Below are 12,616 nucleotides of genomic sequence, written 5' to 3' on the forward strand. Positions count from 1 at the left end.
TATTATATTACAATTTAAAAGTGAACAAAATGATAACAAGAAGAGATTTCATATCTAAAACAGCATGTGCAGCAAGTTTATTACCATTGTCTGCTTTTCCATTACAACAGTTTATGGGTAGCGCATCAGAAAGCGGATTAGATATTAATATTTTCTCAAAACATCTTCAGTTTTTAGATTATAAGGCAACAGGTGAAATGGCTGCCGAAATAGGATTTTCTGGTGTAGATTTAACGGTGCGCCCCAACGGGCATGTTTTACCAGAATTGGTAAAAACGGATCTTCCAAAAGCAGTGAAAGCTATTAAAGCAAGTGGTATTCATTGCCATATGATGACTACTAGTATTGAAAGTATTAATAACAAGTTAGACGTAGATATTCTAGAAGCTGCGGCTTCAGAAAACATTAATTATTACAGAACCAATTGGTTCAAATATAAAGAGGATGCATCCATGCAGGATTCTTTATTATTCTATCAAAATGAAGTAAAAAAATTAGGTGATTTAAATGAAAAATTAGGGTTGATAGGTTGTTATCAAAACCATGCAGGTGTAAGCGTAGGCGCATCTTATTGGGAAATTCAAAAAATACTTGAAACAACAAATCCTAAATATTTTGGAACTCAATATGATATTCGCCATGCTATGGTAGAAGGTGGGTATTCTTGGGAAAACGGATTTAAATTGCTACACCCCAACATTAAAGTGATTGTTTTAAAAGATTTTAAATGGGGACAAGTAAATGGGAAATGGCAAGCCATAAACGTGCCTATTGGAGAGGGTATGGTCGATTTTGATACCTACTTTAAGTTGCTTAAAAAACACCAATTAAAGCCACCTGTATCCTTGCATTTAGAATATGATTTGGGCGGTGCTGAAAGAGGTGAGCGAAAGATTACGGTCGATAAAAAAGTAGTGTTCGATGCCATGAAAAGCGATTTAAAAAAAGTGCAACAACTTTGGAAAAATGCTTAAAATAATAGAATTTTTAAAATATATAATCAGAATAAAAACCATACAAATGAAAAGAATTTTTTCTATCTCAAGCCTGTTAATTTTTTTAGTAACATGCCAATTAGTAGCACAAACAAACAGCATTAAAGTTTCTAATATAAACGAGCTAAACGAAGCTATTAAGAAGAGTAAAGCTGGAGATCATATTGTTATGGCGAATGGCGTTTGGAAGGACGTTGAAATTAAGTTTTCCGGAAAGGGAACTAAAGAAAAACCTATTACTTTAACAGCAGAAGAAATTGGAAAAGTAACCATTGAGGGGACTTCTAATTTGAAAATAGGAGGGAGTTATTTAATTGTAAATGGCTTGTACTTTAAAAATGGTCACACGCCATCTAAAAATGTTATTCAGTTTAAAATAGATAGTCAATTAATTGCTAATAATTGTACTGTAACACAATGTGTTATTGAAGAGTTTACACAACCAGATCGTGATGTAAGTGATCATTGGGTTGAGTTTTGGGGCAGACACAACGAGTTAAGTCATTGCTATATCACCGGGAAATCGAACTTTGGTCCAACCATCATGATTCGTTTGGAGGGCAATGAAAATATCTATAATTACCATAAAATCATCAATAACCATTTCGGACCAAGACCTCGTAAAGGTGGGCCACACGGTGAGACTATTCAATTGGGAGATAGTGGTACATCTATGACGCCTTCGCATACTTTAGTAGCGAACAATTTTTTTGATCGTTGTAATGGTGAAATTGAAATTATTTCAAGTAAATCTAATTTTAACGAGTTTAGAAACAATGTGTTTTTTGAAAGTGAAGGTTCTTTGGTGCTAAGACATGGAAATTACGCAACCATAGATGGGAATGTTTTTATAGGTAATGATAATTCAGAAAATATAGGAGGTATCCGAGTTATAAATACAGGACATTGGATTACCAATAACTATTTCTACAAAATAAAAGGGAACGCATTCAGAAGTGCTTTGGCAGTAATGAATGGGATTCCAAAATCACCGTTAAACAGGTACAACCAAGTTACAGATGCGGTTATAGCTTACAATTCGTTTATAGATTGTGAATCGCCTTGGCAGTTTAGTGTAGGCTCCAATGTGAGTCAAAGTGATGTATTACCAGCAACTGAAATTCGTTCAGCGCGTCCAGAACGTGTTATACTCGCTAATAATTTGATTTACAATGAAGTTGCTGATGAAAACCCAATAGTGAATTATGATAAAGTGGATGGGGTTACTTTTAAAAACAACATCATAACCAATGAAAATAAAAGTGAGATAAAACCAGAAGGTTTAGCTACGAAGCCTGTTTCAATGAGTGGAAAAGGGAATGATTTATTCGTTCCAAATGAAAACATAAATGACGTGTATGCTGGTTTCGATTTTGAAACAATAACTTCAGATTTATTTGGCAATAGCAGAACATCAAACAATAATAGCATAGGCGCTATTGTGAATCCTATTAAGGATAATGCTGTTTTAATTGATAGAACGAAATTTGGAACTAATTGGTTTGTGTCTTCAGAAGGGAAAATAAAATCTAAAACCATCAACGTTGCAACTTCGGAAGAACTTGTAAATGCGCTTAAAAAGGCCAATTCAAACGATATTATTTCACTTAAAAACGGCGTGTATCAAATAAAGTCTAGTTTGGTAATAAATAAGAAGATATCAATAGTTTCAGCTAAAAGGAATAGAAAGCCAGAGCTTATTTTTTCCTCAGATAAAACAGCTTTTGAAATGCATCCAAAAGGACATTTAAGTTTAAAGGGTGTTATTTTAACTGGAAACAAGTCACAAAACACCTTTACTACTTTAGATAAAAACATGAGTAAAGCTTATAATTTATTTATAGATGGTGTTGAGATTAAAAATTTTAAATCTGTTTTAGAAGTATCGAAAGGATCGTTTGCAGATACGGTTTCGGTGGCCAATTCTATTATAAAAAATTGTGAACGCGGTTTTATTCTGAATAAAGAAACGAATGATGGCGGTGATTATAATGCTGAATTTGTGATCATTACCAATTCAACTTTCGATAACATACAAGAAGTTGTTTTAGATTATTATCGCGGTGGTTATGATGAATCGACTATTGGTGGAAACTTAACGCTAAAAAATAATACGTTTACAAATTCAGCAAAAGCTGAAAAAGATAGTATTTTGATAAAAAACAGAGGAATTGTAAATGTAGAGTTTTCTAAAAATACTTTTAAAAATAACCCTGTAAAAATTATTGCTATCCTTTGGGGTGAAAAAGGACAAGAACCTGGAGAAAATACGATTGTTAATTCAGGTAAAATTGAAGTGGTACAAAACTTAGAATTGAAATTAATGTACTAATGAGTTTTAAAATGAATGGTCTAAAGCACGTTGCATTAGCGCTTTGTATTATTGGTTTTCAAAAGTTGACTGCTCAAACAATCCCTTCAACTCAAATTATTGAAACCAATAAATTAGGAAGTTTTTTAAAAACAGAGGTTCAGCAGTCTTTGGAAGGTGATGCATCTGTTACAAAAGCGGGCTTAGCGAACTACTTTCGTGAAAAATTTTCTGAACGCTATTTTTATAATTGGAAGGATTTCAATAATAGATTTGAAACATACAAGTCTATTTATAAAAACGCAGAAAGTGCACATACAGAAAGGGCGTTAGATCATCTTTCAAAATTTGAAGCCACCACAAAATGGAAACTCCCCTTTAATTATAAAAACGGAGTTCCTGTTAATGCCTATGCTTTGCGCCATTTGGCACGTCAGCATAAAATGGTAGATATTGCTTTCTACTACAACTATCAAAATAAAAACAAGGCACATTTAGACTATTTTAAAAATCAATTAAAATCATTAAATACAGCCTTAGAAGCTAATAGTTTTGAAACTATTGAAGATGGAAATGGTATTTATGAATCGTTCCGGTCGGGGTATCGTATTTTAAATTGGTTGGAAATTCATACTATTTTTTTGGGAGAAACCAGTTATTCTGATGGCGACCAGTTATTAACCATTGCCACGTTATTGCAGCATGGTGCCCATTTATACGAAACGAATGCAGAGTTTGTACCTGGAAACCATCAAACAAGGGGTATGTCGGCTTTAGCAATGCTTTCCATTTTGTTCCGAGACTTTAAAGGCACAGATAAGTGGTATGAATTGGCTATGAACCAATTGGAAGCCCATTTAGATAAAGAAATAAATGATGATGGTTTTCAGTTTGAACGCACTGTTCATTACCACATGAGCGATATTGATAATTACTATTATGTGTATCAATTAGCTAAAAATAGTGATTTAAAAGTGAGTTCTTTTTGGGAGAATAAGTTAAAATCTTTATTTACAACCTTAACAAAAGTAGCATATCCCGATAAATCAGCACCTGTACTTTCAGATGATACCAATGAACCTTGGGCCGAAAAAAATGATATATCGGGCGCTTTAACTTTAGGGTATTTGTTGTTTGAAGATCCCGAAATGGGCTATTTTGCTAATAAACATGTGGAACAAAAAATGTTTTGGTATGTAAGCGATTCGCAATTAGAAATGCTTAATAATATAGAGTCTAAAGTCCCAAATTTTAAATCGGTTGTGTTCCCAAAAACGGGTTATTACATTATGCGTGAAGGTTGGGAGGCGAAGGATAATATGATGGTGATTTCGAACGGACTTGATAAAGACAAGCCAGACCATCAACATGGTGATATGTTAGGTATTCAAGCCATGGCCAATGGTCAAGTTATTTTACCAAATTACCAAGTGCGCTATTCACTTAAAGATTATGGTTTTTTTAAAAATTCCATGGTTAAAAACGTGGCTTTGGTAGATGAAGAGTTACAAGGAAAAGCATATACATCTAATCAAGGTGGTAGTGGTTTTGGGAAATTTAAAGAATTACCACAACCAAAAACGATTGGTTGGAATAGTGATGAAAATTTAGATGTGTATATAGGAAGCCATAATGGTTTTGAAAATATAGGTGTGACTTACAGCCGTCAAGTTATATATCTTAAAGACGATTTCTGGATAATCAAGGATAACTTCAATTCGGATAAACCACATACTTATAAACAAGTTTGGCAAGGCCATTATAGTTTAGAAGCAGCTCCAAATTTATTGCGTTCTACTTTTAATGATGGGTCTGGAAGCGATATTTATCAATTGAAAACGATAGATGCCGTTGAGGTTTCGGGAACAAGAGGTAAAGAATGGGCTGTTGCTTCAAAAAACAGCGAAACAAATTTTAGTTTTATCACAGTCATTTTTCCTTTTGATACATTTGATGCCGCTATTGATGGGGTTAATACCAATACTGATTTAAAAGGTTGGCAAGTCTCTAATCCCAAATGGGAAGTTAACGGCAATATGTCAACTTCTTTGACTAAAGAAAACCGTTCAGTGTTCTTTTCTGTGAATTCATTAGCATTAAACAAACTTAAATTATCATTTTCAGAAGAAGCTGATGTGTTTGTTGAAATTAAAAATAATAGATTAAAAATTCAATCTTTAGGCACTAAACCACTCCAAATGGAAATTTCAGGTGTTAAGGAAAAAGGTAAAACAACTTTAGAACCAGGAAACCAATTAATTTTTAATTTGAAACATTAATTTAATTTTTATTGTGAGCAGTGATAGCAATGTCTATGGAGCTTTTTTATAGTTTTAAACATAGGTTTTTCTACTAAAATGTTAACTTAATTTTGGTCAATTTATTTAATAAACATATATTTGGTAAACCAATCTGGTGAACCACATTGTTGTATGTATAGTATTCATAATAAATTAATGTTAGTTACCCTTGTTTTTTATTGCTTCTTTTTCTGTTTTGAAAGGAAGAATAGGAAAGGTTGGGTTGCAAATATTCCAGAGCTTCTAGAAGCTGGTTTGTATTTGAAACTGGGTTTATGTCGGGTACTCGATGGGGTTCATCTGTCAAAAGCTAATGGTTTTAATCAACGGAAATTAGTAGCTTCTTATTATTTAACTAAAACAATCCTTATAAAATATTCATTATCATTAATAATTGAGGGGAATGAGAATGCAGTTATATTCTTTGAAAAAATGACTGCATTTGACATTCAAAAGGGGCGTTTAGAGTGGAATAGAGAAGGGATAATTTAAAGTGTCTGCGTAGATTCTTTAGAATTACAACATCACGAATTTGATGAAGTGGGTATGGGAATAAAAATAAATATAATACATCTTTTTTATTCCGTAGGCTTCAATAAAATGAAATATATAACAATATTTTCGTACATTCAAAAGCCGTAATTATGCACTTGGTAGCTTGTGAACCTATTGTTGAAATTTTGAATAATAATATATTTAGGAAAAGAAACGTGATTTTGTAACAGGAACGCCTTCATTCCCAGAAAAGTCTCCTCTAAAAGGAAAAGATAATTTAGATTTAGGATTAATTAATAAATAATAATCAATGTTTTTAAAAAATAAGATACAAGCTTCTTTAGTTAGTTTGTTATTAGTGGTGGCTTCCTGTAATGCGCAATCAAAAGCAACTTCTAATGCAAAAAAATCTAACAAACAGGAACATCCCAGTTTAGTGTTAACTAAAGCAGGTGTCGAAAAAATAAAATCACAATTGGGTACAGTACCGTTGTTTGATAAAACTTTGGCAAACGTAAAGGCAGAAGTAGATGCCGAAATATTAAACGGTATCGAAGTGCCTATTCCTAAAGATTTTTCTGGAGGGTATACCCATGAACGCCATAAAAGAAACTTTGTTATTTTACAGAAAGCGGGTGTTTTATATCAAATTTTAGATGATGAAAAATATGCGAAATATGTTAAAGACATGCTTTTGGAATACGCGAAAGTGTATCCAACGTTACCTGTACATCCTCAAACAAGATCGTATGCACGCGGGAAGTTGTTTTGGCAATGTTTAAACGATTCCAACTGGTTGGTGTACACAAGTCAGGCTTATGACTGTGTTTATAACTACTTAAGTGAAAAGGAACGTAAGCATTTAGAAAAAGACCTTTTTAAACCGTTCGCAAAATTTATTTCAGCTGGTAATCCTCAGTTTTTTAATCGTGTACATAATCATAGTACCTGGGGAAATGTTGCTGTTGGTATGATCGCTTTAGTTATGGATGATGATAAGTTGTTACAAACGGCTTTATACGGTTTGAAAACAGATAATATTGACCCTAATGCCAAAGATAATGATGGAGGGTTTATAAAAAAGGAAGGTCAAAAAGTGGGCTTTCTTGCTAATTTAGAAGAACCATTTTCACCAGACGGTTATTATACGGAAGGGCCTTATTACCAACGTTATGCCATGTACCCTTTCTTGGTTTTTGCTGAAGCTTTAGAAAACGTAAAACCAGAACTTAAAATTTTTGAATATAAAGATGGCGTATTGTTAAAGTCGATAAGCACTTTATTGAATTTAACGGATGCCTATGGTAATTTTTTTCCATTAAATGATGGACAAAAAGGGATGTCTTATTATTCAAAAGAATTAGTATCAGCAGTAGACATAGGTTATCATTTTGGAGGACACTCAACAGACTTATTAACGATTGCTAAAGCACAAGATGAGGTATTGTTGGATGATACGGGCTTGTCTGTAGCTATGGGTGTTCGTGATGGTTTGGAAACTCCATTTGTTAAAAAATCAATCGATTTATCTGATGGAAAAAATGGTGATGAAGGTGGTGTTGCTGTATTAAGAGCGAATACAGAAAAAAGTGAACTTAGTTTAGTGATGAAATATTCAGCACAAGGCTTAAGTCATGGGCATTATGATAAATTATCATATTCATTATATGAAGGAGGTAACGAGGTTATTCAAGATTATGGGATGTCTCGCTTTGTAAACATTCAACAAAAAGGTGGCGGTAATTATTTAAAAGAAAATACCACATGGGCGAAACAAACGATTGCGCATAACACTATAAATCAAGATGAAACTTCGCATTTTGCAGGTGATTTTGAAACAGGAAGCATGCATCACTCAGAAAAATATTTGTTTGATGTGTCAAACACAAACCTTCAAATAATAAGTGCTAAAGAGGTAAACGCTTATCCTGGCACCAAAATGCATAGAACAATGGCATTTATAAATGAAGAGGCTTTCGAGAATCCTTATCTTTTAGATATTATTAAAATAAATGCAGAAAAGGAGCATCAATACGATTTACCTTATTACTATTTAGGACAAATAATGTCAACTAATTTTAAGTACACTAAGCCCGAAACTTTAGAACCTTTAGGTTCAAAAAATGGATATCAACATTTGTGGAAGGAAGCGGAAGGTAAATCAGAAACAAGTAATGCTCAAATTTCTTGGTTTAATAAAGAACGTTTTTACACACTTACATCTGTAGTGTCAACTGATGACGAGATCTTGTTTACACGTGTGGGAGCTAATGATCCTAGTTTTAATTTGAGAAACGATCCTGGTGTAATCATCAGAAAAAAAGATAGTAAAGATACTTATTTTGTATCTATAATAGAGTCTCATGGGCATTACGACCCAGTTAGCGAAATAGCAACAAATGCATTTAGCAGTATTAAAAAGCTAAAAATAGTATATAGTGATGATGCTTATATAGCTATCAATATAGAAACGTTACCGAATGTAAGCCGTCTGTTCTTATTTTCATTAATAGACAATTCAAAAAACAGTAAACATCAATTAAAAATAGAGGATGAAACCTACGAATGGTTAGGTGCCTATCAATTAACAGAAATAAATAAATAAATAAATAATTATGAAACGATTTAGTGAAAAGTACATCAGCACAAAAGAAATGGCATGGGAAGAGCTAGGTGGAGGCGTATCAAGAAAATTCTTAGGTTATGATAATCAAATAATGATGGTGAAAGTGAAATTTGAAAAAGGAGCATTAGGTTCTCCACATCAACATTTTCATACGCAAGCTACCTTTTGTGTTTCAGGGAAATTTGAATTTGAAATTAATGGAGAAAAGAAAATTGTAGAAGCCGGAGATGGAGTATATATCGAACCAAATTTATTGCATAGTGCAGTTTGTTTGGAAGAAGGGATGCTAATTGACACTTTTAGTCCTGTAAGAGAGGATTTCTTAAGTGGTGATGGGGTATCTTATTTTGGTGATAAAAAGGCATAATAAAAAATCTGCTAGTCCAATTAGAGAAGATTTTGTGCAATAATGTAAATACAGGAAGAGGCTTTTTCTAAAAAAAATTAGTGAACACAATTTTTTTTTAATTGAAGGTATTGTTTTTAACAAAATTTTATATATATTTGGTCAACCAAACTGGTTTACCAATTTGGTTGACCAACAAAAAAAAAGGACGGGTGCACACCTATCCTTTTTACAGTAAATTACTTCTTTTAGGAGGGAAGTAAAACAAAATACATGTTGTCACTTTAGTAAAAACATGATTGGCAAAAGTACAAAAAATATGCTCAGCCCTAAATTGTTTAGAAAGGTGATTATTTAAACTAAGTTGTACTAAACATGTAGCCAGTACAGCTAAAACTAAACAAACTTTAAACAATTAATTATGAATTTAAAAAACAAGCTGGCTCTTATTGCAATATTGCTTTTTAACTTGGCTGTATTTGCACAAAACACTACTGTAACAGGTCAAGTTGTTTCTGCAACTGATAACATTCCTATTCCGGGAGTGAATGTTATCGTATTAAAAACTAGTAAAGGTACCACTACCGATTTTGATGGAGGATTTCAAATTGACGTAAAAGCTGGAGATGTCTTACAGTTTTCTTACATTGGGTTTGTAACACAAGTTCAAATTGTAGGTAACCAAAAATCAATAAATGTGTCGTTAGTTGAAGACTTAGCTAAGTTAGACGAAGTGGTTGTAATTGGTTATGGAACACAAAAAAAATCACATTTAACGGGTGCTATTTCTAAAGTAGTAAATGATAACTTAGATCAAATAGCAGCATCACGTGTTGATGATGCATTAATTGGTCAAGTATCCGGTGTTAATATTCAAGCCACAGATGGTGAAGCTGGTGCAGCACCAACTATTACTATTAGAGGGGTTGGCTCTATGTCAGGAGATTCTACACCCTTAATTGTTGTAGATGGTATTATTGTTGATTCAAGTTTTCTTGGATCTTTAAATATGAATAATGTTGAATCATTTGAAATATTAAAGGATGCTGCATCTTCAGCTGTTTTTGGTCCAAAAGGTTCTAATGGTATTATTATGATTACCATGAAATCTGGAGTGGCAGGAAAAACAAGAGTTAATTACAGCACTTTTACAGGTATGAAAACCCCTAGAAAGAGTGATGCTTATGGTTATACAACTGCAGAATGGGCAAAACAACAGACAGACGCTGGTTTAGTACTGTCACCATATACTGTAGCACAATTACAAATAGGTACAGATCGTTCTTGGCAAGATGTATTTTTTGAGACTGGAGCAATTACCAATCATGCTCTTTCGTTAAGAGGTGGTAATGATAAAACAAAATTTACTGTAAGTTTAAATTATTCAAATGACGAAGGTGTTATGTTAGTTGATAATTATAAAAAATACGGAGCGCGTTTAAAACTAGATAGCAAACTAAATGATAAATTTAGTATTGGTGGTAATTTTAGTCCAGCATTTACAAACAGAAGAAGATTTTCAGAAAACATTCATAATGTAGCCAGACATCAGCCTTGGTTGCCTATATATCATACAGAACAGTCTCTTCAATTTGTTGATCCAAATGGAGCCTATAAAAACATGCAAGTTGGTGATTATGCCCGCCAAGATCATTTTATAATTTTCGATCTAGATGGAGACGGTCTAATTAATGATAGACTATCTAATATCGGTAATAGTAATAACGCCAACCCGTATGCCAGAATTACTGAGCGTAATAGAACAGATGAAAAATTTCAACTATATGGAAGTTTTTACGGGCAATATAATATTACAGATGCTTTAACTTTTAAAACAACATTAGCAGGGTCTTACAACGACACAAAAAGAATAGATTATATGGGTACTCAAGCAAGAGAGAGTATAACCGATGCTTATATGCAGGAGATTTCACAAAAAGAAAATTATATAATATTTGATAACTTTTTCAATTATGACAAATCGTTTGGAAAACATGATTTAGGTGTAACAGCAGGTGTTTCTGTTGAAAGTAGAAATTATTTCTTTTCAGGTTTTAAAGGCACTGGGTATACTAATGATGTTGTGCAACAAATTACTAACGCAACGGCTATTTCTGAGTTTAATGGCTTCGAATGGCAAAAACGATATATAGCATACATATCCAGGGTTAATTATGCTTATGACAGCAAGTATTTAGCATCTGCGAGTATGACACGTGCTGGAAGTTCTGTTTTTGGCCCTAACAATAAATATGGTAATTTCCCTGCGGCATCTATTGGTTGGAACATCGCCAAAGAAGATTTCTTATTAGAAAGTGGTTTTGTAAACAATCTTAAATTTAGAGCAAGTTATGGTGTAACTGGTAACGACCGTTTAAATACAGGGTCAACAGATGCAGATGCACAAGGAAGTGAGCCTACATTAAGTACAGGTAATATTCTAGTCGATTATTATCCACACTTAGCTTTATTAGGAGCTGCTAATTCTAGCTATTCTGTAGATGGTAGTGTACAAGCTGGTTTTTCACCGGTGAATATTGCTAACCCTGAATTAAAATGGGAACGTTTAATTGAGTTTAATCCAGGTATAGATTTTGGGATTTTAAATAATAAAATAACAGGTTCTGTTGATTGGTATCAAAGAACAAGTGATCAATTATTACTTAATAATCCAATATCGGTTACTACAGGGTTTTCGGGTGCTTTGGTAAATTTAGGTGAAGTGAGAAATGAAGGTTGGGAACTTGAATTAAGAACCAAAAACATCACCTCAGAAAAGTTTAAATGGAGTACAACACTTATAGGAACCACTAATAAAAATACATTGATCGATTTTGCAGATTCTAATGGGCAAATTACAAGTTTAGACCCAAGTAGACCTGCTGAATGGGTTAACTTAGAAGGCCAGCCTATATCATTATTTTATGGTTATGTTGTTGATAAAGAATTAGCTTTTGAAGATAGAGATAGACCATGGAGGCATGTTGGTGCAGAAGCTGGTTTAGTATATGTGAAAGATTTAAATGGTGATGGTGTTTTAGACGATGAAGATAAAACAGTTTTAGGAAACCCTTACCCAGAGTTAATTTGGAGTTTTACAAATGAATTTAGTTTTGGTGATATTGATTTTTCTTTTATGTTTCAAGGATCTCATGGTGCTGAAGTAAGAAATATAGCCGATCATTACTTGTTTAGTAACAATAATAATAGAACAGTACTAGCCACTGCAACTAATACAGAATTTTTAGTAGATAAATATTTTACTAATAGTATTGTACAAGATGCATCATACATTGCATTAAGAAATGTAAATATTGGATACAGTTTTCCAAAAGACGTTTTAGATAGATTTGGTGTTTCTGGATTAAGAGTTTATGCAGCAGGTCAAAATTTAGTATACAAAACGGCTGCTAATTATACAGGATGGAACCCAGAGGCTTTAGACAAAACAAGTCCTACACAGTATGGATACCAAAGAGGAGGATCGCCTATTTACAGTACGATATCTCTTGGTTTAAACTTAGATTTTTAACTATTTAACAA

7 protein-coding genes are annotated in these 12,616 nt (G+C 33.0%); all 7 read left to right on the forward strand.

Annotated elements, in window-relative coordinates; translation table 11 throughout:
- The first annotated feature begins 29 nt into the window (after window positions 1-29).
- The 7 genes from Q5N74_RS13825 (at window position 30) to Q5N74_RS13855 (ending at window position 12,605) form a co-directional block, all read left to right on the forward strand.
- Window positions 30-974: a sugar phosphate isomerase/epimerase gene (locus Q5N74_RS13825; RefSeq protein WP_304389478.1), complete on the forward strand. Its 945-nt coding sequence runs from the start codon at window positions 30-32 to the stop codon at window positions 972-974.
- Window positions 975-1,020: 46 nt separating this feature from the next.
- Window positions 1,021-3,327 carry a chondroitinase-B domain-containing protein gene (locus tag Q5N74_RS13830; RefSeq protein WP_304389479.1) on the forward strand — a complete coding sequence of 769 codons (2,307 nt, stop codon included), beginning with the start codon at window positions 1,021-1,023 and terminating at the stop codon, window positions 3,325-3,327.
- The gene (locus tag Q5N74_RS13835; RefSeq protein WP_304389480.1) at window positions 3,327-5,585 is read left to right on the forward strand and encodes a heparinase II/III family protein; all 2,259 of its coding nucleotides are present in this window, start codon (window positions 3,327-3,329) and stop codon (window positions 5,583-5,585) included. The genes Q5N74_RS13830 and Q5N74_RS13835 overlap by 1 nt, the downstream gene beginning before the upstream one ends.
- A 153-nt stretch (window positions 5,586-5,738) precedes the next feature.
- Window positions 5,739-6,098: a hypothetical protein gene (locus tag Q5N74_RS13840; protein WP_304389481.1), complete on the forward strand. Its 360-nt coding sequence runs from the start codon at window positions 5,739-5,741 to the stop codon at window positions 6,096-6,098.
- A gap of 313 nt (window positions 6,099-6,411) precedes the next feature.
- Window positions 6,412-8,706, forward strand: coding sequence for an alginate lyase family protein (locus tag Q5N74_RS13845; protein ID WP_304389482.1), 2,295 nt, complete (start codon window positions 6,412-6,414; stop codon window positions 8,704-8,706).
- 10 nt (window positions 8,707-8,716) lie between these two features.
- Complete coding sequence (locus tag Q5N74_RS13850) at window positions 8,717-9,094, forward strand: cupin domain-containing protein (RefSeq protein WP_304389483.1); 378 nt, start codon at window positions 8,717-8,719, stop codon at window positions 9,092-9,094.
- A gap of 400 nt (window positions 9,095-9,494) precedes the next feature.
- Window positions 9,495-12,605 (forward strand): TonB-dependent receptor, encoded by a 3,111-nt coding sequence (locus Q5N74_RS13855; RefSeq protein WP_304389484.1) that lies wholly within the window; start codon window positions 9,495-9,497, stop codon window positions 12,603-12,605.
- Window positions 12,606-12,616 lie beyond the last annotated feature (11 nt).

The organism is Mariniflexile sp. AS56 (assembly GCF_030552475.1).
Taxonomy (GTDB): domain Bacteria; phylum Bacteroidota; class Bacteroidia; order Flavobacteriales; family Flavobacteriaceae; genus Mariniflexile.

What these genes read in the sequence shown, in the direction of transcription:
- Q5N74_RS13825 (WP_304389478.1), top strand. Translation starts at nt 30, where the DNA reads ATGATAACAAGAAGAGATTTCATATCTAAAACAGCATGTGCAGCAAGT.
- Q5N74_RS13830 (WP_304389479.1), top strand. Translation starts at nt 1,021, where the DNA reads ATGAAAAGAATTTTTTCTATCTCAAGCCTGTTAATTTTTTTAGTAACA.
- Q5N74_RS13835 (WP_304389480.1), top strand. Translation starts at nt 3,327, where the DNA reads ATGAGTTTTAAAATGAATGGTCTAAAGCACGTTGCATTAGCGCTTTGT.
- Q5N74_RS13840 (WP_304389481.1), top strand. Translation starts at nt 5,739, where the DNA reads ATGTATAGTATTCATAATAAATTAATGTTAGTTACCCTTGTTTTTTAT.
- Q5N74_RS13845 (WP_304389482.1), top strand. Translation starts at nt 6,412, where the DNA reads ATGTTTTTAAAAAATAAGATACAAGCTTCTTTAGTTAGTTTGTTATTA.
- Q5N74_RS13850 (WP_304389483.1), top strand. Translation starts at nt 8,717, where the DNA reads ATGAAACGATTTAGTGAAAAGTACATCAGCACAAAAGAAATGGCATGG.
- Q5N74_RS13855 (WP_304389484.1), top strand. Translation starts at nt 9,495, where the DNA reads ATGAATTTAAAAAACAAGCTGGCTCTTATTGCAATATTGCTTTTTAAC.